Genomic DNA, 25,815 nt, shown 5'->3' with positions numbered 1-25,815 from the left:
CAGAGTAAGTTTCTTCTATTCCTTTACTTTTACATCCTGCCATTGGATCGTGCCCTCGATTGGATGAATCTTAAAGCTTTCAAAATTACGAACTGCTGTAATATTTTCTTTCACATATAGCGGTACAAATGGAGATTCCTCCACTAGCATTTCCATCGCCTCTTCATACAGCTTTAATCTTGCATCCTGATCCATTTCAATCGCAGCCTTGTCCAAAATGCTATAAATCTCTTCATTTTCATAATGAAGTCTCTTCGATTTTTCTTTCCCGAATAACAAGAAGTTCAGCACGTCCGCATCCGGCCAACCAAAGCTCCAAAGCAACATTTGATGTGCTCCCTTAGGTGTTTGCTCAATAATAGTTGCTGATTCCTTCACAGAGATGTTTATTTTAATACCAATCTCCATTAGTTGATTTTGTATAACCTGAGCCGCTCGTTGATTGGCTGGATCATCGTCTACCCATAAATCTACTGCAAACGGCTTGTCATCCTTCATAGCCACTCCATCATTGTTCGACTCTTTCCAGCCCGCTTCCGCTAATAGCTTCTTCGCCTGCTCTGTGTCTCTTGTATATTTCTCGTTTGCCATCGTTTCTATTTTCTCGCTATAGCCAAATGCAGCCTTCGGTAATGGTCCAAATACTGCTTTCGCTTCACCATTTAATGTATTATCTATAATAGAATCTCTATCAATTGCCATTGCAATAGCTTGTCTAACTTTTTTATCTTGGAAAATAGGGAGTTTATTGTTCCAGCCTAAATAACTTAAAACATCCCCTGGCACACGTTCGATTGTCACTTCTGAATCCTTCTCTAAATCCTCAATATATTGGTAAGGCACATTCAATAAAACATCCACATTACCTTTCTTAAACTCTAAAATCCTAGTCTCTTCATCCGGTATAAATCTAAATTTCACGCTATCAAATCCTGGACCACCATCATTCCAATCAAAATCCTTATACGGCTCATACACCAAGGAGTCTCCGCGATTGATTTTACTTAGCTTTAACGGGCCTGAACCACTAGGATTTTTCTCAAACCCTTCTCCCTTTTCATCTAAAACAGAAACGTCTATCGGTGCCAAAAAGGAAGTGGTCGCATTAATAAAAAATGGTGCAAACTGATTCTTCCATGTGATCTTGAAGGAGTGTTCGCTAATTACCTCTATACTATCTATGTCCCCAGCATTTGTACTAAAAGGAGACGATTCCACTAATCTTTCGAAGGATAGTTTAACTGCCTCTGCATTGACTGGCTTCCCCGAATGGAACTTCTCTCCCTCTTTAAGATTAAAGATTACCTCTTTCCCATCTCCTACAATCTCATAATCAGTGATTAGATTTGGAACAATATTCCCCTCATCATCAAGCTTCAGTAAGGTATCATACAAAGGAGTATTCGCCTCTCCTGTCGACGATGTTCGATGAATATCAACAGAATCTGGCTCCGACACCAAACCAACAACTACCTCCCCCGAACCTCCCTTGGAATCCGATTGCTTCCACCAATTACAGCCAGACAGAACAAGTGCAAGTACAATAAACAAGCTGATAAATCCCAACCGCTTTCTCCCCATTTTTCTTCCCCCCATTTTCCTATGGCAACTTGTCCATATCGGAAATTTGTATTACCAACAATATATTCATGGAGGTATATAGATATGTCTTTGTGTTATAAAGTATTTGGAGGAGTTTCTTCATGGGGGCATAATTGGATTTAAATTGTGGGATCCAGCATGTGAGGATTTAAAAAAAGCAGTAGGTTTAGATTTTGTAGGGGGATTACTTACTGGATCTGTCTATCAAATAAATATATTTTAAATACAACTCGATACTAAAGGTAGTTATTATTAACATTTTGAATAAAAAATAACGCTAACACTACTAACTTATGCTGCTTTTAGTCTTCCAGATGCATAAAAAAACCTCACCAGAAAAGTGAGGTCAAAAAAACTATTGTGATATCAATGTAACTGTTTCTGTATCTGCCGAATAAGAATTCTCTGATCCATCTGCATCTGCTTGAGCAAATATATCATAACTTCCTTGAGTTGGAATTAATTTGTTATCTAATTGAATAGCAAAATCTCCACTTGTATTTATTCCTGTAAAAGTTAAAGTATGTCCATCAGCGCTAATTTCTGATGCCGCTATAGATCTCCACACCCCAAAATTAACATTATCGGCCGTAGTTACGGTAATTTCACTAGGTAATTGAATTGTGAGAGTACCATTAACAAATAAAGTATCAGTATAATAGTCTAACCTTATCGTGGTAGCTTGACCACTTGTATAACTAGCACTTTTCAATACCATCGGATCTTTTATCCAAAAACTTCCTACAGTTGCTGGAACTGGTGTTATGCTATTCTCGACTTATACCTTTACTATCTCTCGGTTTTATAACGAGCCTACACCATACGTGCGACTTTCACCGCATACGGCGTGCCATCAGCTGTACACTTCTAAAAGCTTATTTCCCCACACATATTATAGTTCATTAGTTTTATATTCCGCAATATATTTTTAATAAAATACAATTAAATAGGATAAAGGTTACAAATATTAAAAGAGCACACCATGGATGCTTACACTGTTGATCGTTATGTTTTCTACCGACGCCTTTGTTCCGAATGGACAAGTAGGTACAAAATAATAAACTAACAATAGAGTATTAGTTACTGCACAATTTGAGAGAAAGTTAAGCTTCAATAATAAAAATACCCTAAGGGTACAAAAAGAAACCCCACCGTTTAATGGGTGAGGTTAGATAAGAACGATCCTACTAATTAACAGTACCAGAAATAATCACTATATCACCTTTGACAGAGGATTTGCCTGGTTCTTGCCAAGATGGATGCAGTGTTACAACACCGGTTGGACCAGCATCAATATAAATTTTACCACCAGTAACAAAAATCCATCTCAATGTCGCGGTCGAATTAACATATAGGTTACCATTTAAGTAAGCAACAGATTCCATATCATTAGGACCATATGTTCCAGTATTTGTAATACCATAGGAACCGTTATAATTACCAGCTTTATTTAGTTCAGTTGCATTTTTTAATACTAAGCTATTCCCGTCTTATACCTTCTCTTTCTCTCGGCTTTCGATAGGGCCTACACCGTACAAGCGACTTTCATCGCATACGGCGTGCCATCAGCAGTAATTCTTAAAACTTATTTCCCCATTTCTGACTATATAGTAACTATATAAAAACGAATACTGAGGAATGTTAATAGTTTTGTTAAGTGCTATTTTGAAATGATTCGCTTTATGTTCCGAAATCATTTTAAATATAAGGAGCACCCGATGGATGCTCACACTGTTGATCATTATGTTTTCTGACGCTTTTTGTTCCGAATGCTTCATAAGAAAAAAACTACCAAATAATAAGTCAGAAAATAAGATTTACAGGAATGTCACTATATTTGAAAAAGGACTTTCAACTCCGTTTTCGATTTGAGATATGCACCATACTGTTATCCTCATAATCAGCTTTATTAATCTAGAAAACCAGTAAAGAGGTGAAACAGGACCCTTTCTGAACCCACCTCACCCCTTTTATCTAAATTTTACGCGGAAAAATGCTCTCTATCCATAAACTAACTTAGCATAACCAATTCGATGAAAATACTAGTTAAGTACCTCGGATTTATCTACTGTTCTCTATTAATATTTGTGTACCTTCTACTATGCCTACATTATTAAACCCAGCTAAATCAGGAGTAACTCCGTCAGTTGCAGTGTTCAGTTTCCAATAATTCATTAATCCAGCTTCAATACCAACTAAGTCGTTATTCTTTAGTTGTAAAATTTGTGCAGCTGTTCTTGCACCACTCCAGATACGAACATCATCAATTCCTCCTTCAAAAAAGCGATTGTTAAAATCAACACCAATTCGTAGGTCAGATGTATTTGTAGCTAATGTTGCTCCTGATTTCATTATATCTTGTACACCATTGATATAAATACTGATTACACCATCGTGGACATTAAAGGTAGCAGCTACATGGGTCCATTGATTAAGTGGTAACTCTTGATAAGATGTTACTTCATTTCTATCTCCATCACCCACTGTGAAATTGACTTTTCCATTGATAAGTCTTACAGCATAGGATGGGACTCCATCGACATGGTACTTGGATACAATTCCTTTTATGCCACCTGGTCCTATAAAACTTTCAGGTTTCACCCAAGCCTCAATTGTAAATGAAGAAGTTAAACTTATTTCTTCGTTCGGTACTACACTTATAGAATCACTAATCCCATTAAAGTTAAAATACGTTATACTTTTGCTATTCTCGTCTTATATCTAATCTAACTTTCGATTTTATAACGAGCCTACACCGCACATGCGACTTTCACCGCATACGGCGTGCCATCAGCGATAATTCTTTATTTTCTTATTTCCCCACTACAAATATATGAGGGGGTAATTATAATATTACAAAATAATTTAGAAATTAAATTTTTCATTACAAAATGTACCAAGAAACCTTATGAAGTTAATTCTACATGCTACATTATACAATTTCCGCAAATTATCCTTCATTTATAGAACTGCATAAAATTTAGCTTACTAACGGATATGAACTTAATCTTCGAAACATAGAAAAAACTTCAATTCTATACCTATTTGTATCTTTCCGTTCGTGAGAAATTAGCAAATAAAAAAGTCAACCACACGAATGTGATTGACTTCATCTTTTCATTTGTAAAACATATGACATTACTTTTGGGGAAATAAGTCATATTAAAATTACTACTGACTGGGTTCCTTCGCTCCTGCTAGTTTTATCCTTCTCTTATGTTGCCATACAAGTCCAAACGGCTAGCTATCAACACTACTATGAACCCGCTGCCATTCTCTTAACTTCTATGGTGCTGATACACCTCTTCCAAGAGAACTTCAAACGTTCCGTTAGTTCCATCCCTTATTTTGACAACCGTAGGTCTCCACTATTCAGGAGTGAGAACGCCTAGTTTAACAGTCAATTATACTGAGCGCCATTACATCATTTCATCTGTAAGGATGAATACCGAGCTCCTAGCATTCTTCGCAGTATTCACTACCTCACCCTGCCTACATGAATTCGTCTACCTGACCATAGCTGTCTTTTAAAGAGCCCCGCCTCATTCTATGAGTACGACTTTACCTGACTTAATCCCTTTTGCTTATCAGAGCATCACTGGATCCAGGAGGATTAGGCACTTGCTTTAAGACTGTTGAGCAAGAATAGGAACCTCTCCTATTAATTGGAAGGTAACAGTTAGAAAAAACCTCATGTCTACTTACTAAAATCATAGAGTATAAACAACTAGATTTATAAAGTAAGGACATGAGGAATATTTTCCGCTTATTTCATCGAATTAACGATTTATAAAGCAACGTTTCGTTTATTTTTATTAAGGAGCAACAGTTACTGTAACGCCTTTATTAGCCGTTTTTGTTGGAGCTGCTTTTGAAGTTACTGTTACAGTCCAAACATTTGTAACACCAACTTGTGAAACTCCAACTGTTACTGCATTAAGGTTAACTTTATTTCCTACAGCAGCTAGAATTGTTGCTTCATCAGCTGTTGCACTTGAAGGCAACACTAGAGTAGAATCAACTTTAGCTAATTCTGCATTAACCAAAGCTTGGTCAGCTGATACTACTTCTGATACTGTAACAGTTTTAACTGCAGTTGCTCCTGCCACTTTTGAAGTTAATGTTACAGTCCATTTATCTGTTGCTGCAACTTGTGACACTGCTACAGTTACTGTATTAAGGTTAACTAATTTTTCAACTTCTGCTTTAACTGTTGCATTACTTGCCACTACATCTGCAGATAATACTATATCTGTTAATTTAGCCAATTCACCATTTACCAATGCTTGGTCTGCTGATGCTGCTTTTAAAGATGCAATTTTATTTTTAAGATTATCAAGTAGTGTTTTTTCAGCAGATAATGCTGTTTTAGCACCAGATACTAACTGACTGTGTGCTGTAAGTGCATTATTTACTGCTGCTTCATCTGTTATTGCAACTGTAGGTACTGTCAATGCTAAAGCAGTTGCATGAGCTGATTTAAAAGCAGCAACTTGCGCTGTAATTACTTCTGCTGGAGTATTTAGTTCTGTAAGAACATCTCCACTAATAGTTACCTGTGCATTAGTTCCAGCACCATTAATATACGCTGCGATATTTGTTCCACCTAGTACAGATGTGCCATCTTTTTTGTATAAAAGAGATGTTGTTTTAAGAGCATATGTTTTACCATCAATTACAATTGCATCTGCAGTAGCAGCAGAAGCGATACCTGTTGTAGAACCAATATTTGCTACGAAGTTAAATGTTTTCCCAGTAGATGCTGAAGCATTATAAGCAAGTTGATCTTGGTTAACTACACCTGTAGTCGATGTAATAGAGATAGTTGATGATTTGAAGTTGAATGTTGAATTAACATCTTTTTCAACTTTTGTTACTTCAAGTTTATTATCCCCAACTTTTTTAACTGTCAATGTAGCTGTTTGTGATTGACCATCTGTCACAGTGATTGTTCCAGCTTTTACATTATCGTTAAATTTGTGACCATAATTACTGTTAAGGAATGAGAATTCTAGAACGTCAGTAACAGATAGACCGTTATCTCCGTTATCAGTTGCTTTGATTTGAGTTGAAGCAAATGCACCTTCGTTAATTACAGTTGAACCATATGATTCCGCACCAGAATTAGTAGCCCATGGAGTAGCACTATCTTTACCTGGAGCAAATGACCATGCTTCAAATTTGTTAGCTTTATCTTGTGCTAAGTTAACAGCTTTGATTGTCCAGTTACCGCTAGAGTCAGCAGTTGTTTTACCAACTAAATCTCTAGTAGAAACGCCATCTACTGTACGGTAAACTTTAACTGTTTGACCAGCTTGAGCTTTACCACTTAAATCATAGTTATAGCCATCGTAAGTCACTACATCATTTGCAGGGTTTGTGAATTCAACATCGTCAGCTAAAGTTACATCTTTAGTGATGTTCCAAGTTGAAGAGTTTTCAACTTTAACTTTGTAGTCAACTGTTACTTCATCACCGTTAGAAAGAGCAGTTTCGAATTCAGATTGTGAAACCTTTTGTCCAGCAATGAAGAATTGATCATTGCTATCCCATTTGTATTTAAATCCGTTAGCATATACATAGTCTTTGTCCTTATCGATATGCAGGCTTGCGATATTTAAATTCTTTTGACCATTTGTAGTTGCTAATTCAAAGAAGTGAGTTACTGCAATAGTAGATTTAGCTTGTGTGTCACCATCTTTTTTAGTGATTGTAGGACGTACATGAGTAACAGAATCAGTCGAATCAGTCGCACCATAAGCAGCAGCGATTGTGAAAGTTAGGTTACCATTTGTATCAGTTACTCCAGTCCAAGATTGACCAAGAGTTGTATAAGTAGTTCCGTTAACTGCTGTAATTACTGCAGTTGTATTTGTTGTAGTAGTTGCAGGATTAACCTCAGCTAAGTCAACTGTTACACGACCAACGTATGGAGTACCGTCAGAGTTTGTTAATTTAGCAGTGTAAGTACGAGAATCTGTAGTTTCTAAGTAAGCAACATCAGTTTCGTTAACTGCAAAAATAAAATTCCATAAATTCCCATTTACAAATTCTCCTCAAACCCAATAGTACCAAGCGTTTGGGGTACTGGATATTTTTGGATTGTAGAAAAAGAAAGCAAAAAGAAATATGAAAAAAAGTATAGTGTAGAAAAAGAAAAATGAAAAAAGACATAAGAAAAAATAAAAAGTATCGATAGTTAAATTTTGAGTTTCTTCTATTTAAATACAACCTTCTCTTTTGTTATGTCCGCTTCTTTACTTTACTTCAATCATTCAAAACTTAAATAGTAAAAACAAATTATATTATGGTAATATTTAGATGAAAGGTGGTCGAGAGTGATTAGTATTGATTATTTTACTAGACTAAAGGAAATTGCAAACAATGTAAAACCTTATGAAATAAACATGGTTACACATATTGAAGGCTGGGAAGATTCAATTGATATGAGAGGAAAAAACCTTTTAATATCAGTAACAGAAGAGAATATTCCTCCTAATAAACAAATAATAATTTCCGATGAAAAAGGATTGAGTGTAACAATACTTTTTGACTGGATAGATACTATTAATGAATATAGAAATACTGACCATACAATTTTTGAAGTCTACCTCTTTGTGAATGAAGGAATTGCGAGAATAACTATTAGAGGTAAAATGGTCATCATTAATAAGCCAGATAAAAAGATAGAATACAACAAAATAATAAAACAAGCAAAAAGCTGCACAAAGTGTGAAGCTATGCAAGAAATAGAAGCAGTAATTGGTTATCAAAATGGTAACCTTAATGCAGATATTATGTTTATAGCTGAAGCTCCTGGACCACGAGGTGCTGATGTAACAGGTATTCCATTACATGGTGATGCGACAGGCAAAAACTTTGAGAAACTGCTAGCATCCACTAGATGGACAAGATCTGAGGTATTTATTACGAATGCAGTTCTTTGTTGTCCAACAAGCGAAAATGGTACAGTAAGAAGTCCTATTAGACAAGAAGTTAAAAATTGTCGTTCATATCTTTCAAGTATGATTGATTTGGTCAATCCAAAAGTAATTGTTACATTAGGAAAGAAAGCATTAGAAGCAATAAAAGAAATAGAGAACCATCAATTAGTTTTGAATCATGATGTAGCAACCTTTACAAAATGGAATAATCGATGGGTCTACCCACTCTATCACCCAAGCCCACAAGTAATTAATACAGGCGTAAGGACATCAACTCAGCAAACTACAGATTTTAAACAACTTGATTATAACTACAAATATATAATTGAAAAGGACACTGTCCCTAAAGGTTATCGCAATGAGTAAAATAATATGCAATCATTCCTAGATCCTTTCAAAAACAAATAAAGGATAGAAAGAAAATATGGTGGTTAGCGAAGGGGTAAAATACTATGTCCATAAACGATAAACTAGCAGTTATTTATAATGATTGGATACTAAATCATCCAGGGCATTTTGTTTCAGGTGGTGTTATTGATGAAGATATGTATGATAGTTGTGATGTTAAGATATTATTCCTTTTAAAAGAAGTAAATGATATAGACCAATTAGAGAATTGGTCTTTAGTGCAGCTAATGCATGACCAAATAGAAAGAATGAAATTTTATCGCATTTGGGAAACAGTCGGACTTTGGCACTTTGGATTACTACAAGGTTTCCCATCATATCAGAAATTAATTTATATGAAAGAAGCAAATATAACTGATGGATTACTAAATTTAGCCACAACAAACCTCAAAAAAACAGGGGGAACTGGGGAAAGTAATTATGAAGAAATAAAAGAACACGCTATCACTAACAAAGAGCTCTGGTTAAAAGAAATTGAGATTATACGTCCTGATGTTGTTATTTGTGGTGGTACATTTTCGATAATACAAGAAATACTAAAGTTCGAAACAACTACTTGTGATTCTGGAGCTAGGGTAGGAAAATATATGGATTTACATTTCGTTGAAATGTATCATCCTATGTATCGAATTAGTCCAAAAGTGTTCTATGCATATTTTAAAGAAACAATGATTGCATTAGGATACAAATAAATTGTAAGAAGCCTCTCACATGTTTACATTGCATACATTATACCTATTTTGTAGTTTCAAATATATCTGAAAATATATATTATAATAAAGAAATATGGAAATAAATAACAAAGGGGAATATTTATGAGAAAGAAAAAAGCAATATCAATCATCTTAATATTTACAATATTATTTAGTCCATTCATTACAACAATGGACGCAACAGTAGTTGAGGCATCAATTGCTTCTGATTATGCAGCAGCTGAAAAAGAAGGGAAAAAATTAATATCAACTTACAGTTCATTCTCTAAAACAATTACGAGTGGAAACCTTGATACTATTAACCAGCAGTTCTACACTTTCAGTAATAGTGTAAAGGCTACTGAAATTAAAATTAATAAAGTAAACAGCAAATCTAAACGTGAAAAATTAAAAACTGCTTATCTTACACCCGCTTTAAAACTTAGAGATACAGTTATTCATCCTATTTCTGAGTACCGTTCTTTAAATTCGATTAAAAATTTATTAATCGAAACTAAAGAAGAACAAGCTGTAAAGGAATTTAAAAAACTTGATGCTTTGAAAAAGAATTCAGCTAAAATTGCAAATGGTCTAAATAAAAATGCCATTGCAGAACTTAATACACTAGATAAGGATATTGGAAAACAAATTGCAAAGATTGTAAGAAAAAACACTGCTTTTGAGAAGCCATCTAATTTTATCGATATTAACAAACCACGAGTAAAATTGGATAAGTATTATTTCACAATGGTTCCAGACAGTAAAGTTACAAGAGAAGAATTAGCAAAGTATACTGAGTACGCTGAAATTGCAAATGAAGGGATACTCGGTGAACTTGGGTACCTTGGTGACATTCAAGGAATGCTGGAAGGCTTAGATCTCAAAATTCATGTCCAAGATACACCAGATAAATATGCGAATGTTGGTCTCTGGAATTTCGTTACCACGGGGAACGGTAAAGGTGAAATATACCTCTTAACAGAATCAGCACATAAAGTAAAATGTTGTACAAGCACAGGTTCTAATTTTAATGATGCATATTTTAAAGACACAATGATGCATGAAATGACCCATTCTGTAATGTATGCAATATTAATTAATAAATCCATGGGATGGAAAAGTATGTATAGTAGTCCAGCGTGGTTTAAAGAAGGATACTCAGAGTATATGGCAGTTAAATATGCAGCTAATACTAATAAGTTACGACTCATGATTGATAGAGTCATTGATGAAAATTCAATACAATTTACGGATAAAGAAATTAAAGTTAATAGTGTGTATGTTGATGGTCTTGTTTTAATGCAGTTCTTACATGAAAAATATAGTACTGAAACAATTCATAAAGTTTTAATGAGCCCTGAACCAACATTTGAAAAAGCACTAGAAAAAGAAATAGGTAATATGAATAAAATCAAAGTAGATTTCCAAGATTGGATTAGTAAAAAGTAATAATTAGAAGATGGTTTGCATTCTTGATTACCTAGTTAGAAACGGAAAAAAGAAGAGAATCGCTTCGGCAATTCTCTTTTCTTTTTTTCATTAGTTCTGTAATACCTGCATGAGCTGCTCCTCATATCCATACTTCTGAAAAAACTCTGCAAGTGCAATCTCCATAATCGCTCGCTGGGTAATATTGAACTCATCACTGAAATCTTTTAATAAAACAGGGACTGACGAGGGGAGTCCTAGTGTTTTAGTAACTTTTGCACCTCGGAAGGTGTAGCGAGGTAAAGTTCCAGTAGAAGTAGGTTCCAACAAATCTCGCAACTGTTCTTGCCTAGCAAGCAAGAACTGTAGCAATTCCTCATACTCCATAAGAGAAGTTGGAATGTCCCCAGAAAAGTTTGCTTTCGGCTGCGAAGTGGCAGTGGGAGTTGGTTGGAGACTAGCATCATACTCATAATTATTCTCCTCATGATTCCACCGATAACCGTGTCCTTTCATATATTCACCCATGGCACTCACATCTTCAAATCGATGCTGTTGTGCAATTTGACGAATATTCGTATTCTTTTTACTCAATTGACGGACGATCTTTGCTGCTTTTGTTTGTACTAAATGAACATCTTCTACTGATGAAGTAATCGTTTCTGATTCTTTTGTGTATGGGGCAAAGGTTTCTTTCTCTTTATCCCATCGGAAACCATGCCTATTAAAGTAAAGGTACACACTCTTCCAATTGGCATAACCAAAATGCTCCACTATTTCATCCTGTGATTTTCCCTCTGCTAACATAGCTAAAACTGCTTTAATCTTTGGATTTTCTAAAACTGATTCATCAAATACTTGGCTCATATTCCTATCCCCCCTTACCAGTCAATTTTGTTCACAGCATCATTCATCTGTTGGTTAGTAGAGTGCATGTATACGCTTGTTGTCCGAACATCAGCATGTCCCAATAATTTAGATATGGTTGCAACATAAACATTAGCATTAACTAAATGGCTCGCAAACGAGTGGCGTAAAATATGACTCGATACCTTCTTTTGGATACCTGCTTTTTTCACCGCTTCTTTAATGACAACATTGACGTACTGGGCGCTTATGCGACCAGATTGCTCTGTCGCAAAGAAATTCAAAGAAGTAGTATAAGGTCTATGGTTATCTAAGTAGTCCCGCATTTCTTCTACCAGATAATCATTCATTGGTACTACTCGATTTTTACCACCCTTTCCTTCAATGACACGCACTATTTTTTCTGTTAAATCCACATTCTGTAGGGATAGTTCGACGCATTCCCGAATTCGAATACCTGTGTTTAACATCATGACCACCACATAATGCACAATCGGATGGTCAATCGCTTGCAATAGGGCATCAACCTCATCTTTAGTTAAATGTGTCCGTTCTTTTGTAGTGACCTTTAAACGATCAACTCCAGCTGCAGGATTATCCAGTACGATTTTCTTACGCATCAAATAATTAAACATAGAAGAAATCGCATTAACCTTACGGTTGATGGACATTGCACAAATATGTCTCTCAAACTTTAAATAACTAATATAATCATGAATATGTTGTTCGGAAATAATATCTACAAACATCGGTCCATTGATATCCGTAGAAAGCCAACAACGGAATTGTTTGAGGTCAATGCCATATCCCCGTAGTGTTTCAGTACTTTTACTTGCTTTGATGGATTGGATAAAAGACTCCTCTGCTTGTTGTAATGTGGGGATTGTTGATGTCAATAATTCATTCATTCTTTTTCTCCTCCTAATCTATTTCTAAAATATAATATATAAATATAGTGTGCTTTAGTTCGCTTCTGGTAAGAATAGCAGTCATCATTAACTGCATCCTTCTGCTACTGCTCAATTTTAGATAACCTACTAGAAAGCTGGAAGAGAGGAACTCATGCCCAAGATGCCCAGTTGCGCCCCAATGATTGCCCCAGCAGAAGACTAGGCCCCACAAGAAAAACAGCCAATTGCCCCATATGCCCATCTAGTTTTTAAAAGTTATAAATAAATTGAAAAGAATATTTTGTAAAAAAAATGCTTTGTACAAAGTTATAAACTTGTCCAACCAAAAACCAATAAACATACTATGAATTGTTAAAATTAAAAGATAATTTAAATCAAGTAAGAAAAGAAATATCTCTATCCATCTATTTATTACATATAAACATGGATTACCAAATTCATCATCATTAGTAGTAAGGATAAGTACACAACTCTGACCAAACCTGATTCATCCTATCTAATAGGACTTCTTTTGGTGGGGCTATCGGGGCATTTCCCTTGAAGCCTTGTCCTGTATGGATTATTAACGGGGCAAAGGGACGGGGCGCTCCAGGTCATGCGGGGCGTCCCTTTTAAAAGCCTCTAATACCGATAATGCATATGGAAGCACATAATTAATCCATCTCATCTATGCTATCAACCACATCCATATCTTCTGGCAGATTATCCAAATGAACTCTTCTTTTAGCGGATTTTACTTCACTAGTTAAAAGGTTGAATTCATCTGTATGTTGATTGTTTTGCTCTTGTATTAAACTCAAACATTCTTTTGGCAGTTGGATACAATAATAGTTTTGACGCTGTTTTTTCGGCTCAACGCCAGTACGTTTACGAGTAAACTTGTTGTAGTCATGGTCTAAGAAACCTTTTTCTCTCCAACTATCTAGTATCACTCCATAGTTTTCAAAACCTAGTTCTCCCATCTTCTGTCGGAATACATTTGTCAAAATCTCTACTTCCACTTTGGCATTATTTTTTGTATTTATACGGCCCCAACATTCCGTTCCTTTTTCATCTCGGAATTGGGTAATAAATTTACTTCTATGCTGCTTTACCAAACCAATGAACTGGTTGTATGCTTCTTCCCCAACTGAACGCTGTCCCACATTTTTTTGGTCATGTTCTATCAACATTCCCAGTACTTCGTCTAGCTGCATGTCCCAACTGAAACAGTCTTGAACCATTTCACCAGCCATCATAATCAATGCAAATTTATCTGCAATTCGATTGGACAGATTATCCTTTTCGGTCATACTTCCCATACATTTGACCTGCCATTTCCTCCAACAATCAATCACTTTTCCTTTTCCAATGTTTAATATATATTCAATGAACCTGCTACCTGCATGACCATAGTTTGCTAGCAAGTTATCCTTCAATTTGTTCGCATGTTCACTAGAATTTGTCCACTGAACGTTCCCTATTTCCATCAACCGGACCTGTAAGCCACTATTGAAATTTGTCTTTTCTATCAAGGGATGTTCTGCTGTGGAAAAGAGGACACCAGCCCATCTGCGCCGTTCTCGATTATCTAATGTTTTGGTCATACGAGCCTTTTCCACACCTTCTGCTAATGTGTAAATCATTTCAGTGAAATCCTTCATTTTATTCATGGATGCTTCGTCAATAGCAATAGGTACACCTAAGTTATTGACCAATTGCCCAATAACACCATTAGCGGTTCCATTCCATTTCACTAATGTACCTCCTGTTTTGGTTGTCGGTGCACCGAATGGGGAAACAAAAACACGAGCTGCTGTTGTTTTCCCCATAGTGCTATCTCCATAAATGTGAAACAAAATAACTTCTAGGTCAAAGTCTTTAGCAATCCAAGCGACTACAGGTGAAGCAAAGCCAGCAATAAGTGCTAGAGTCAAGGGAACAGATGGTAAGACCTGATCTATTATAGTCTCTTCCCATCCTTCAAAAGTTCCTTTAGACTCAACCACAAACGGTCCATTATACGTTGATTCAATATCTGTACCGATCAAGGAATGATGTTTAAAAACTTCCTTATCCTCAAATACTGCCCACCCCAGTTGTTTATGCGTATTTTTATAATCAGCAAAGTCTTCTTGATAACGAAGGAAGTTTTGAATCGCTACCACATTGCTCTCTATAATGTCGCAGCCTATATTCACCAATTGTGTTAGCTTATTTTTCTGTAAATTTTCTCTTAATATCATGGCAGTCTGTAATTTTTCATAGTTATAGAATTCTAATTCCCATTCCACATTATGGGTTTCGATATCTTGATGTATCGCTTTAATACGTATCATTTTTCCGATTCGTTTGACTTCTACTTCTTCCGTTTTTTTATTAATCTCTTTTAGGAACAGGTCGTTATTTAGAATATAATAGTTTCCGTATGTCATCCGCACAGAAGAGGTGGCCTGTTTATTTTTTAATAAATAATGCTTGTCCGGTTTAATAATACTAGGAACTTCGGTATTATCTTTTTCTATGGACCCCCTTGTATTCTCAATAAAAGCGTCTTCTCTAATATTCTTTTGTTTCCGTCTTTTTGCTGGCAGATTAGTTGCTGTTGATTGCATTATCTTGGTGCTTTCGACTATTTCTATTTTCTTTTTATTTGTTTCCATCCCATCTTCACTCCCTATTTCATGGTTATTATCTGTTTATATGTCCACAAGCTGATTATTTTCCCTATCTAATTCTAGATGTGCGTACACACCCGTTGAAGCTAAACTTTCATGCCCTAACCACCGTTGTATCTGGACGATTGGAACACCACCATTCAGGTGATGAGAAGCATAACTATGTCGCAAGGTATGACAAGTGATGTGCTGTTCCCAACCAAGCGCTTGTACTGCTTTTTTTATCTCTCTATTCAAGTAAGCAGAAGATAGTTTACCAGTTCGTTTTGTGGCAAAAACATAAGAACCTTCTACTGGGGGACGGTCATGTTTTAAGTAATTTGCTAGTTTTCTCGAAAAGGCAGAATTCATCGGTACAAAACGATCCTTGCTACCTTTCCCTTCTTTCACAAGGATTCTATTACGTAAGAAACTAATATCATCTATTTTCAAGGCAAGGCATTCTGCTACTCGAAGACCCGTTTCAAACTGACAGAGAACCGCCATTGCGATGACTGGATTTTGTATCTGTTGTATTAATTCATGACACTCACGCTTTGTAATGAATACAGGTTTATTCTTATCAGGTGTTTTCAATTCAACTCCGATTGTTGGTCGAAAAGCTATCCATTCTTTCTCCCATGCATAAGTGAAAAAGGATGATAAAGCATAGTAATAGCGTTGACTAGTTGATGCTTTACACTGTTTCTCTGTTTCTAAGTGATGAAGGTACATGTTAATATGCTCTTTTGTCACCGCATCCATTTGAAAAGGCATCAGTAAACCCGTAGTAGCAAGGTATTGCTCAAACTGCAATAAATTCTGACTATACCCTTTGCGTGTAGATGCAGCCGAAAGCTGTTCTAAAAATTGTTTTTTTGCTTCTAACCACATCATTTGTTTTCCTACTTTCTGTTTATATATGAGGATAATAGGTGAGAAACCTATTATCCTCCTTTATTTATTTGAATTAGTTACTACCATATATCTGCTTATTCCATATCATCCTCATCTACTAGGTCTGAATCATCTTCGTCGTATTCTTCATCTTCTTCTAAGCCTAGTTCGATTTCTTCGTCATCGTCTATTCCCCCACTTAACTCTAGCGATTCACGATTTTCTTCTTTAAGTAGCTCTTCTAGCATTTGTTGATGCTTATCATCTAGAGCTTGTGCCTTTACCACATTGATGTATGTGTTATCGCCTCTCGTTCTAAACTTCAATTGAACGAATAACCCTCGATTCACAAGGTCTTCTAATAAATAGTCTTCAACGTCAGGAGGTAATACAGCATTTACGATTTGGTCATCGATATATGCAGGTGCACTCTGTTCAAAAACAGTCGATGGAAACTCTTCTTTGGACACTAAGTGCTGAAAATTGAAGCGTAATGTATTTGTTCCATATTGCGTTTGCTCACCTTCTTTACAATCAAGAATACGAACAGGCAAGTTGATATTCTCTACAACCAATCCACTTTGTTGATTGCGTTTACGTTTGCTATTGCTAAGTGTAGTTGATTTTTTTCGCTGTTTTGGTAGGTTCATTGTTCATTCTCCTTTGAGTACAAGCCCATTTTTATTTTTTGATGAAAACGAGTATTTAATTCGAGAAGCCCACTGATGGAACTTCTCGAATTGGTGTTATTGCGTACAAAAGATTTGGTTAGTGACCAGTGATTACTAAGGTATGGAATCTCTATAAGATCACTTACTCCATTCCAATAACAGCAACTATGTTACCGTTTATCTTTTGATAAGTTGCCGTTGGAAACGTGATAGAAGTACGATTTGTAAAATCAAGACCACAATGTTTCGTAATTTGGTCCACTAATTCTTTGTTGTAAATGACTCTCTTCGCTCCTTGTTTCTTTAAATAGTAGGATGGATGTTCATCCCCCAGATGCTGTCCGATAACCATTTGAGATTCCAAGTATGCAACTTGTAAGGTGGTCGGTTGCTTTAGTCGTTCATATATCTCAGAAGAAAATGAAACACGTTTACCATTGTTGGAATTAATTACTGATAAAACGCCTGCTTCTGCAATTCGAGATACTACAGTAGAAATGGAAGGAATCAGGTCAGAAATGGCAAAGTCTGCTTCTTCCAGTTCTTCTTCATCTGTGTCTTCATGCTGTACTCGCTCGTACTTCAATCCTTCATCTACTTCCCTAGCCGATACGTCCTCTTCACTACCCGGAAACTCAAACACTTCATCCAGTCCTGAAAAATCTAGATCCAGATCATCCGTTTCCAAGTCCTCATTTACCATTTTGTCTGTTATGATTACTTCTTGCTCCATCATCATTACGTTTTCTTTTTCTACCATTTGCTTACTAACTGACATTTTTCTTCACTCCTCTCAAATTAGACCCAATTCTTACTTCATCACCTTTTTAGACAACAAAAAGACGCCAAAGCAAGAACAAAAATTTCATAGAAATGGGCATACGTATCCCGTTCCTATATAGTGAAATCTTTGTTGCGCTAAGGCGTCTGTAGCAAGAATTCCTCTAAAGAGAGGTTTCTTGAGTAGTGACTCTAGTAAGCATGGACACGGATAAATAATTCATCCACCAGTAAGCTTCCCTAATGCAAAAGTCACAAACAGAATGTGACTTGGTTGTTGTAATCATAATATATGACTCTAGTTATTATTGTCAATACTCTTCGCTTGGTTCTTTCTTCTGTTACTAGAATGTTCATTTTCTTAGTTTGTTCACTACTTTTGCTAATGGGCAGTCCTCACTCCCCATTAGGCTTTTTACTTTCTTTATGTATGAATTTACTTTAATCGTAATGATTCGAAAATGATTATTTTGACCTATCCTACCAATTAAAGATAGGTCAGTTGTTTTTATAAGAGAATAAGATGTAATTAGGAAAAATTAAAACGGATTAATAGAAATTGATATTAATTATCCTTATGGTAATGATTAAGCAAGTGATCTTTAATACTATCATTGATGAAATTCGTAATGGATTTTATTTGCCCCTGCTTTTGCAGCATACGTATTATCTGATTTAGATTCCTTTCGACATATGTGGTCAGTTTGACATGCGTATCAGCGAATGTTTGTTTTTTAGTCACTGTTTTCGGAATAAATTGCTTTCCATCGATAAGAAATTTTGAATGTTTTTCCTCTGACTCCACTATTTCTAGCACTTCTTCATATTCATAATCTTCCTCCTCTACTTCATACTCTTCCTCATCCTCTTCAAGTTCCTCTGTATAAGATTTGCTCTTTTCATGATTCCACTCTCGAATTGTGTGGACTGCAGTATCATTACTATTCATGTTACTTGAATCAAATACTCTTTTTCTTCTTTCATAATATCCTGTCATCTGAACAACCTCTTTTCATCTTTTCATATAAAACATCTGATTTTACACAACTACGGCTCCCACGCCGACTTTTACGTAGGCTTTCAGGCAGACCCATTATTTTAATGTTTTTATATCTATGTACAGTAAAAAGGAAAAAAAAATAAGCATCCTCAATTTTTAAAGTCAGAGCAATGCCTGCCTGTTTACACTATTCATTCGTAACAGACAGGACAGACTCTTTAATAATCCTCTGGAAACAACATCATTTCTGTTTCCCTATTGTCGATACACCAGATAGTCTTAGTAATCGGAACAGCTTGCTTCAAAGGAAGTATATGAAATGACCGCATTTCTGGAACTTCTTGAGATTGTATAATCACTTGCTTTCCATTACTCTCTGATAGTTCAAATACTTGTAGATAATCCAACGGTGCATTTAGTTTCTTTTTAGAATCGATTAGATTCCATAATAGAAGCGCAATTTCTGGATGTATGGATTCAGCAATGCTTCTTGTCATAAATCGATTTTCTTTGTTATCAAACAATCTTTCATCTCTTCAATTCATTAGCCATTGTTCTGAACCTTGGATTTAACATTCCCCCTAGGAAATGCATCCTATATATTCCACTCTGTTTGGACGGGACCATACAAAAATTCACCTTCGATTTTCTCTCCGATACCTTTTGCACTCGCTCTAGTTTCATCACTAGATTTACGAAATTTTTTTTCGAATTAGGAAGCGATTGCTACCGATTTCAGTTTCCATTTTCCCTTCACACTGTCCTGCTCTACAACAAATCCAAAGCATCCTGTTTATCTTTTCGAGAAGTTTGGATATACATTTGGGAAGTCATGTCTACCGAATGATGTCCAAGAATTTTACTGACAGTGACAATTGGTACTCCCCTTCTTAAAAGCAAAGTCGCACAAGTTCTCCTAAACAAATGGGGATGTAGCTTGATTCCTACCTCTTTCGATATGTTAGCTAGCCAGTCCCGAACTGCATCTCGATGCATCTTCCTGCCTCGCTGACTAAGTAGCAGATATTCACTGTCAGAGAAACGGGATTCTTTTCTTTCACCTACCAAGTACGCTTGGATTAATTCCATGACATCTCTTCGTATACCAATCTCTCGAACCTTCCCTCCCTTTCCTCTAACCGTTAATGTTCGATTTATCGCATCAATATCTTTTAGTTTAATATGAACAAGTTCTGATACCCTTACTGCTGTATACAACAGAAGGTAAACAATTAATCTATTTCGCAAATTTACTTTTGACGGATCATTTACATAGAACAATACCTTCTCTATTTCTTCCTCGGAAAGAGCTTCTACTACTCGCTCACTTCCACTTGCTATTGGTACACGATCCCTTTTTAGTTGAATGTAATTTTCCGGCACGATTCCTTTTTCCTCTAAGAAGTCATTAAATACTTTAAGGCTATTCACTTTCTTATTGATGGTGGTTATTTGAAACGCTTGGTCGAGCAGATATTGTTTGTATCGTACAAAAGAAAATCGGGAAAGTGACTGCATTTCATCCGTTACTTTCTCTGCAAGATATACTTGGAATTTATGCACATCATTACAGTATGATTCGATGGTTTTAGGGCTCTTACCATCCTCTATTAGCCATTGCTGAAACGCTTGGATATAGTCCATCTATTTCACCTCTATCAGACAAAAAAATCGTTGATGCAAGGATGCACCAACGACTCTTAGTTATCATTTAATTATTTTACTACGTTTTTTTGCAATCAAAAAGGACCTACTATTGCATTATAAACTCATAATTTGAGTAAATATATTCTTCGAAGAGCCCTTGTGAACCATATGGAACAGTAAGTGTATTGCCTTCTAAGATTATATCTGACTGACCCTCACCGTAGAATATTGGCATGAGAGGGTTATCTCCATATTCAAGTGCCATAAAATCATAAGAGAAAACCCAGAAGTACGTCTCGATTAAACCGTCACTAACTGCGATGATGACCTCATCTGTGTCATCAGAATCAAAATCATACCCTAGTGCGTATACATCAAATCCAGGAAGTAATTCTCCTAATTCATCAAAAGGTGTAAATTCACTCTCTGTTTCTAGCGGTAAATGATACGCAGTATTAATACTATTTATTTGTACCTGCGTTTTTATCCCATTAGGTGAATCGAGGCCCAAAATAATAGATTCTTGTTCGCCATCAAGGGAAACCGGAATTATTTTATCAGGTTCACCATATGACCATTTCTCGAAGCTTTGTAGGTTTTTATTAGATTCAGTAGGAGTACTTTCAGTTATTTCTTTCTCTTCTGCGGTATTTACTTCATCTAATGTTTCATCTTCATAGATTGCTGCTAGTAAAGCTAACTTATTTAGTTCATTTTGAGGTACTTCATTAAATTCTAGCGCACCAATTTCAAAGTTTTCCTCACCTTCCTCTACAAGAAATTGTAACTTTGCCTTGACCTCTTTTTCCACGTACGTACAATAGCCAGTAAATTCAACCACATGTTCACCTGTTTCTGCTTGGAAATACTTCCATGTAGGAGACGAGAAGAAATTAGTAAATGCATCATCAATTTTTATATCTGGATAATTAGTCAATGTTCCATTTTTTACAGATAGTAAAATTTCATTATCCTTTGTCATCTCTGCCTGAACTTTCTCCTCTACATCCGCAACTACCTTATCTGCTGTCTTCGTAGCCTCTTCACAACCTATTAACAAACATATACTTCCAACTATCAAACCATTCATTATGAATCTTCTAACTTTTCTCAACACGTATACCCCTTACATTATTTTTCTTTTCTCCAAAGTAGAGAAAGAGGCAATATAATATATTTTAGTAAATATATACTACTACAAATTCTATATTATGGTAAATTAAACCCTTAAGTCAATGCTAATTTTTTCAATAAAGAAGTGATTAATTACTATTCCTAATAAATTTCATTGTCACCTTTGAAAAACTCTTAGTATTCGTTCATTTCTTTTACTAGATGTCTTACAACTTCTGTTGCCACTGTCACCAGGACAAGTGTAATTACTTTCCCCCACATAACTCCTTCGCCTCCTTCATTGAGTTTTAGTAACTCATGACATTCTTTAGATAATGTCGTGAGATTTTAGTAACTAAGAATGGGTAGTTTCCTTTGTTCATTACGTTTCTAACCAAACGAATCATAAACCAAAAGAACTGTCGTGAGATTTGAGTCACCCTAGAAGAGTTTTGTCGTGAGCCCTAATCAGTAAACGGTAGTACTTTTCGTAGTACCATGTCGCCATTTTTTGTGACTACCTGTATACACCATTCTGGACTGTCTGGATAGAAAGCTACTGCACCAACCCATACATTAGCTGCTGGATCATCCGCAATCATTATTTCATAAACAAATGATTCAGGCAGTACTTCAAATAATTCTCTCGGAACAAAGAAATCTTCTACTTCCTCCATGCCTAATTCTGTTGCTTCCACCCCAATTTCATTTGTATCTACTTCTACTCCAAATACATTTTGTAATATGTCCACAAACCACTGTAGCTCCCTTGATTGATTATTTCCCATTACATGTACCCTTTCTCTTTCAAAGAAACAAAGGTGTTTTCGCCAATGACCAGATGATCCAATACTTCTATTCCAAGAATTTTACCTGCTTCCACTAATCGTTTGGTCACGTCAATATCTTCCTGGCTTGGTTCTGGTTTACCAGATGGGTGATTATGTGCCACTATAATAGAAGCTGAATTAGACATGATTGCTGTTTTCATCACCTCTCTTGGATGGACGATACTCGCATTTAAACTACCGATGTGACAAACATTAATTACAGTTGGTTGATTCTTTACATCCAAACACATCACCACAAAATACTCCCGGTCCAACTCGCCTAGGAACTGTTTGAACAACTTGTAACCATCTTGCGGGCTTTTCACGTTTCGATCCTTATATAGTAGACTTGATTCCTTTACCATCCTTAGGGATACAATATCTACTCGTTTTGCTGGTTTTCGTTTGTTGTCTTCTTTCACGGTTAATAACTCCAACTGCTCACCCTCTTGTACTTGATACTTTTTCATATAGAATCCCTCCAAATAAAATAAACGCTACTCCATGAGATGGGAGTAGCGCTGCTATTATTGATACATGATTATAATATAAGCTTATTTTCTTAATGGAATCGATTTCAACTTTTTATCAGATTGATTTACTTAGTTTCCTCTCCATCATAATGACTTTTATTTGCTTTACTAATTCTCGATTACTAGAGGTTTTTTGAAGTAATTCTAACAAGTCCAAGAAATTATTTTGGTAGGATATTAATTCCTTCAAATACGATTTTTTTCTTGTGCTTACTGATACACTATCAATTGTTTGGACAATATCTGGATGAATAGCAGGAAATTTTTTAAGGAACAACCATGCTTTAGGTGTTATTTCAATTGCTCGAAGTGCATTTTTCTTATTTGGTTCAAAAAGAAACAGTTCACATGCTTTCTTCTGTTTTTTAGTGAAATTATGTCTAATATAAATAGCTTGGATTTTCACTAAACGTGGACTTCCAGCTTCTTCAAATTCAATTATATAGTCAATTATCTTTAAGTTTTTATCCAATTTGTCAGCCCCTTTATGTAATTTTCTTCGATTAATCCGAAACGCGCTACATGATCATTCTGTTTTCCATTTATAAACATTGGAATATATGAAACCATCATAGCCACTTTATGGACTATGATGGTTTCAGTGTAATGATGCAATGAAAATTAATAATAGAAATTCAAAATAGAGATACCAATTTCTATTACATAAGGTATTTCTATTCCTTTTAGTTTCTCTTGAATCTCATCTACAACTTCTTCGATATATTTATCCATGGAATGAATTTCGTAAATGTGTTTCATCTCTGGATATAAATATCTAAATTGTAGACCTTCATTAATGAGTTGAAACTCCACATCTGCCAGTTTTTCCATAAAGACTTTTTTCAAATTTTCTACCTCTTGATTGTTTTCACAGGATGTAATATCGACCTTGATACTATGATAGGCAAAGTATGCTCCCGGTTTTGGAAAACCTTGTAGATAATTCATTTGAATTTCCACTTCTTGCTCTTTTACAATAGTTGTTAACATGATGATTCCTCCTAGTAATTTATCGTATATCATATGGAATGAGTGCTTAGAATGGTTAATACAACATATCTATCACTAATTTGAAATGTGCTGCATTATTTAAATAATAGTCACACTCATTAAACTTTTCTTTTAGCGCTTTCACCTGGTCTAATATGGACAGTTCAAATAACTCCAGTGTATTAAATCCCATTAGTTTCTTCGGTTGAATCGAATAGACAACTATATTTCCGGACTGAGTGTACGTCACACTTTTTGCTACACCTGAAAACAATCCAGAAAGCTTCTCTGGAATATTAACCTCATTTTCCACCTTTTCTCTCTGTGCAAGATTGCTTAAATTAATTGTGACAAAACAATCTCTAAAATAATAAGATTTCTTCGATAGGTTAGAGCCGTTTACATCAAAAGATACCTCTACACCATAACCATCTACGTCTGTGTAATATTCCATTTCTTTTCCTCCTCGGTGTTTTCTGTAAGCAATATTTCCCCTGCTAACAACTATTACTTTAAGACACGCTGCTAAAACAAACTACATGTTAAAGTAATTTCTTTTTTTCATGCAACCACTGTATTAAGGCAAAAAAAAATAAGCCCTATGTGAGCTTATTACTTCTTATTTCTTCTTGGTATATTTCTATTGCATTGTTGATTAAATCCACTGTATCGGTATACTTCTGACTGAAATTAGCATCATCATCTATTACTAATCGGAAATGTAAAGTATCTTCTTTGGATTGTCTCAATGTTTCTAATTCCGTTAAAATCGTTGTAATATCTGAACCGGGTGGTAAGCCTACCATTTTTCTTAAATCTTTTATGTACTCATCTGGTTTTTCTAGTATTTCTTCTAGAACCTTGTTATGTATAGGTGTCTTTTCTCTATAGGTTTCATGCTCATATTTTTCAGTTGCTTTATCACTTTTTAGAAGTATTTCTTCTTCTCTCAATTCCATTACTATATCTATTATTCTTCGCAAACCCTTATTTAACTTTTTAATTTCTTGATTGTAATACTTCATTAACACAGTTCGATCTCGTTGATTTAATTGTAAGTCTAATTCAGCATTAGAAGTAAGCATCAATTTAGCATCACTCATCAATTCTTCTAAGCTTTCTTCTTCTAATTCAAAAATCGCTTCTTTTAATGGATGTTTCATGAGAAATGCAAGTTTATCTATCTCTAACAGAAGAATTTTCCCTTGCAGTTTCGAACGCAGTAATATTTCGAGACAACCAACAATCTCCTGCATTTCTTGGTACGTTAGATGCTCAAATTGGCTTTTTCGAATGGCTTTCATAGGCTTGGAAGTATACAATTGCAATAATCTTTTAACCGCATCTTTTGCTTCTACTGGAATCTCATACTCACTCTTCTCAGTTTGGAAGTAAGCAAGATTAATTTTTGCACCATATAGTATTTCTTTAAAGTATCTGGAATATTTAGATGTTTCTTTTGATACTATATCCGATGGTACTTTAAAACTTTTCTTTTTACTTTTCTTTTCCATTATTTCTTTGACAATATTATAAAAAGAAACCATTTCCATTACCTTCACCTAACCTATCGTTATGTATGATGCGTGTCTAATGTTTTATTAAAAACATTAATTAACCCGATATCCTCAATTATAAAGTAGTTTTACGTCTGTAATTTTCCCAATGTAATGGTTAAAAGAAAGAACCAATCATATAATATGATTGGTCCTCTTAAACTTATAAACATTGTTTAGGGAAACAAGTTATCTAGATACTTACCACTGACTGGGTTCCTTCGCTCCTGCTAGTTTTATCCTTCTCGTATGTTACCATCCAAGTCCAAACGGCTAGCAATCAACACTACTATGAACCCGCTGCCATTCT

General features: G+C 35.4%; 25 protein-coding genes. 4 read left to right on the top strand and 21 right to left on the bottom strand.

Translation table 11 applies throughout. The features are described from left to right. Positions 1 to 15: 15 nt before the first annotated feature. Entirely contained in the window at positions 16 to 1,581 is a 1,566-nt protein-coding gene (locus MKY94_RS03990) for an ABC transporter substrate-binding protein (RefSeq protein ID WP_342578059.1), read from the bottom strand. 106 nt (positions 1,582 to 1,687) lie between these two features. Here MKY94_RS03990 and MKY94_RS03985 point away from each other — a divergent pair, with 106 nt between their 5' ends. After that, positions 1,688 to 1,825, top strand: coding sequence for a hypothetical protein (locus MKY94_RS03985; protein ID WP_342578058.1), 138 nt, complete (start codon positions 1,688 to 1,690; stop codon positions 1,823 to 1,825). 132 nt (positions 1,826 to 1,957) lie between these two features. Here the strand turns inward: MKY94_RS03985 and MKY94_RS03980 are convergent, their stop codons facing one another. The 4 genes from MKY94_RS03980 to MKY94_RS03965 form a co-directional block, all read right to left on the bottom strand. After that, positions 1,958 to 2,320: a BslA/BslB family hydrophobin gene (locus tag MKY94_RS03980; protein WP_342578057.1), complete on the bottom strand. Its 363-nt coding sequence runs from the start codon at positions 2,318 to 2,320 to the stop codon at positions 1,958 to 1,960. A gap of 469 nt (positions 2,321 to 2,789) precedes the next feature. Further along, a complete protein-coding gene (locus MKY94_RS03975) occupies positions 2,790 to 2,987 on the bottom strand; it encodes a hypothetical protein (RefSeq protein WP_342578056.1) in 198 nt (65 codons plus the stop codon). A gap of 676 nt (positions 2,988 to 3,663) precedes the next feature. Further along, on the bottom strand, positions 3,664 to 4,263 hold the full coding sequence (locus tag MKY94_RS03970; protein ID WP_342578651.1) for a LamG domain-containing protein: 600 nt from the start codon (positions 4,261 to 4,263) through the stop codon (positions 3,664 to 3,666). 1,154 nt (positions 4,264 to 5,417) lie between these two features. Then, a complete protein-coding gene (locus tag MKY94_RS03965) occupies positions 5,418 to 6,962 on the bottom strand; it encodes a hypothetical protein (RefSeq protein WP_342578055.1) in 1,545 nt (514 codons plus the stop codon). Between the two features lie 978 nt (positions 6,963 to 7,940). On the opposite strand from MKY94_RS03965, the gene MKY94_RS03960 reads away from it, so the two are divergent. The 3 genes from MKY94_RS03960 to MKY94_RS03950 all read left to right on the top strand — a co-directional run bounded on the left by MKY94_RS03960 (position 7,941) and on the right by MKY94_RS03950 (position 11,095). Further along, positions 7,941 to 8,912 (top strand): uracil-DNA glycosylase, encoded by a 972-nt coding sequence (locus MKY94_RS03960; protein WP_340844187.1) that lies wholly within the window; start codon positions 7,941 to 7,943, stop codon positions 8,910 to 8,912. Between the two features lie 86 nt (positions 8,913 to 8,998). Continuing rightward, on the top strand, positions 8,999 to 9,646 hold the full coding sequence (locus tag MKY94_RS03955) for a hypothetical protein (protein WP_340844186.1): 648 nt from the start codon (positions 8,999 to 9,001) through the stop codon (positions 9,644 to 9,646). Between the two features lie 123 nt (positions 9,647 to 9,769). Further along, positions 9,770 to 11,095, top strand: coding sequence for a hypothetical protein (locus MKY94_RS03950; protein WP_340844185.1), 1,326 nt, complete (start codon positions 9,770 to 9,772; stop codon positions 11,093 to 11,095). Positions 11,096 to 11,185: 90 nt separating this feature from the next. Here the strand turns inward: MKY94_RS03950 and MKY94_RS03945 are convergent, their stop codons facing one another. From MKY94_RS03945 to MKY94_RS03870, 16 genes are all read right to left on the bottom strand, one after another. Continuing rightward, positions 11,186 to 11,941 carry a hypothetical protein gene (locus tag MKY94_RS03945; protein WP_340844184.1) on the bottom strand — a complete coding sequence of 252 codons (756 nt, stop codon included), beginning with the start codon at positions 11,939 to 11,941 and terminating at the stop codon, positions 11,186 to 11,188. 14 nt (positions 11,942 to 11,955) lie between these two features. Continuing rightward, positions 11,956 to 12,849 carry a tyrosine-type recombinase/integrase gene (locus MKY94_RS03940; RefSeq protein ID WP_342578054.1) on the bottom strand — a complete coding sequence of 298 codons (894 nt, stop codon included), beginning with the start codon at positions 12,847 to 12,849 and terminating at the stop codon, positions 11,956 to 11,958. A gap of 656 nt (positions 12,850 to 13,505) precedes the next feature. Then, a complete protein-coding gene (locus MKY94_RS03935) occupies positions 13,506 to 15,494 on the bottom strand; it encodes a DUF927 domain-containing protein (RefSeq protein ID WP_342578053.1) in 1,989 nt (662 codons plus the stop codon). A gap of 36 nt (positions 15,495 to 15,530) precedes the next feature. After that, positions 15,531 to 16,385: a tyrosine-type recombinase/integrase gene (locus tag MKY94_RS03930; RefSeq protein WP_340844181.1), complete on the bottom strand. Its 855-nt coding sequence runs from the start codon at positions 16,383 to 16,385 to the stop codon at positions 15,531 to 15,533. Positions 16,386 to 16,480: 95 nt separating this feature from the next. Beyond that, positions 16,481 to 17,035 carry a hypothetical protein gene (locus tag MKY94_RS03925; protein ID WP_342578052.1) on the bottom strand — a complete coding sequence of 185 codons (555 nt, stop codon included), beginning with the start codon at positions 17,033 to 17,035 and terminating at the stop codon, positions 16,481 to 16,483. Positions 17,036 to 17,198: 163 nt separating this feature from the next. Next, complete coding sequence (locus MKY94_RS03920; RefSeq protein WP_340844179.1) at positions 17,199 to 17,834, bottom strand: hypothetical protein; 636 nt, start codon at positions 17,832 to 17,834, stop codon at positions 17,199 to 17,201. 567 nt (positions 17,835 to 18,401) lie between these two features. Then, a complete protein-coding gene (locus MKY94_RS03915; RefSeq protein ID WP_340844178.1) occupies positions 18,402 to 18,833 on the bottom strand; it encodes a hypothetical protein in 432 nt (143 codons plus the stop codon). A gap of 221 nt (positions 18,834 to 19,054) precedes the next feature. After that, positions 19,055 to 19,360, bottom strand: coding sequence for a DUF960 family protein (locus MKY94_RS03910; protein ID WP_340844177.1), 306 nt, complete (start codon positions 19,358 to 19,360; stop codon positions 19,055 to 19,057). Positions 19,361 to 19,604: 244 nt separating this feature from the next. Continuing rightward, positions 19,605 to 20,480, bottom strand: coding sequence for a tyrosine-type recombinase/integrase (locus tag MKY94_RS03905; RefSeq protein WP_342578051.1), 876 nt, complete (start codon positions 20,478 to 20,480; stop codon positions 19,605 to 19,607). Positions 20,481 to 20,589: 109 nt separating this feature from the next. After that, entirely contained in the window at positions 20,590 to 21,573 is a 984-nt protein-coding gene (locus tag MKY94_RS03900; RefSeq protein WP_342578050.1) for a hypothetical protein, read from the bottom strand. Between the two features lie 487 nt (positions 21,574 to 22,060). Then, positions 22,061 to 22,384, bottom strand: coding sequence for a hypothetical protein (locus tag MKY94_RS03895; RefSeq protein ID WP_342578049.1), 324 nt, complete (start codon positions 22,382 to 22,384; stop codon positions 22,061 to 22,063). Next, positions 22,384 to 22,896, bottom strand: a complete 513-nt coding sequence (gene radC, locus MKY94_RS03890) for a DNA repair protein RadC (RefSeq protein WP_342578048.1) — start codon at positions 22,894 to 22,896, stop codon at positions 22,384 to 22,386. Before radC ends, MKY94_RS03895 begins: the two co-directional genes overlap by 1 nt. A gap of 118 nt (positions 22,897 to 23,014) precedes the next feature. Next, the gene (locus MKY94_RS03885) at positions 23,015 to 23,431 is read right to left on the bottom strand and encodes a hypothetical protein (RefSeq protein ID WP_342578047.1); all 417 of its coding nucleotides are present in this window, start codon (positions 23,429 to 23,431) and stop codon (positions 23,015 to 23,017) included. Positions 23,432 to 23,580: 149 nt separating this feature from the next. Continuing rightward, positions 23,581 to 23,949 carry a hypothetical protein gene (locus tag MKY94_RS03880; protein ID WP_342578046.1) on the bottom strand — a complete coding sequence of 123 codons (369 nt, stop codon included), beginning with the start codon at positions 23,947 to 23,949 and terminating at the stop codon, positions 23,581 to 23,583. Between the two features lie 55 nt (positions 23,950 to 24,004). After that, the gene (locus MKY94_RS03875; RefSeq protein WP_342578044.1) at positions 24,005 to 24,403 is read right to left on the bottom strand and encodes a hypothetical protein; all 399 of its coding nucleotides are present in this window, start codon (positions 24,401 to 24,403) and stop codon (positions 24,005 to 24,007) included. A 145-nt stretch (positions 24,404 to 24,548) separates the two neighbouring features. Next, a complete protein-coding gene (locus tag MKY94_RS03870; RefSeq protein WP_342578043.1) occupies positions 24,549 to 25,463 on the bottom strand; it encodes a hypothetical protein in 915 nt (304 codons plus the stop codon). Positions 25,464 to 25,815 lie beyond the last annotated feature (352 nt).

It is taken from the genome of Psychrobacillus sp. FSL K6-2843 (assembly GCF_038626375.1).
GTDB lineage: Bacteria > Bacillota > Bacilli > Bacillales_A > Planococcaceae > Psychrobacillus > Psychrobacillus faecigallinarum.
The sequence above is the reverse complement of the archived record's forward strand: the minus strand, read 5'-3'. Positions and strand labels throughout refer to the sequence as shown.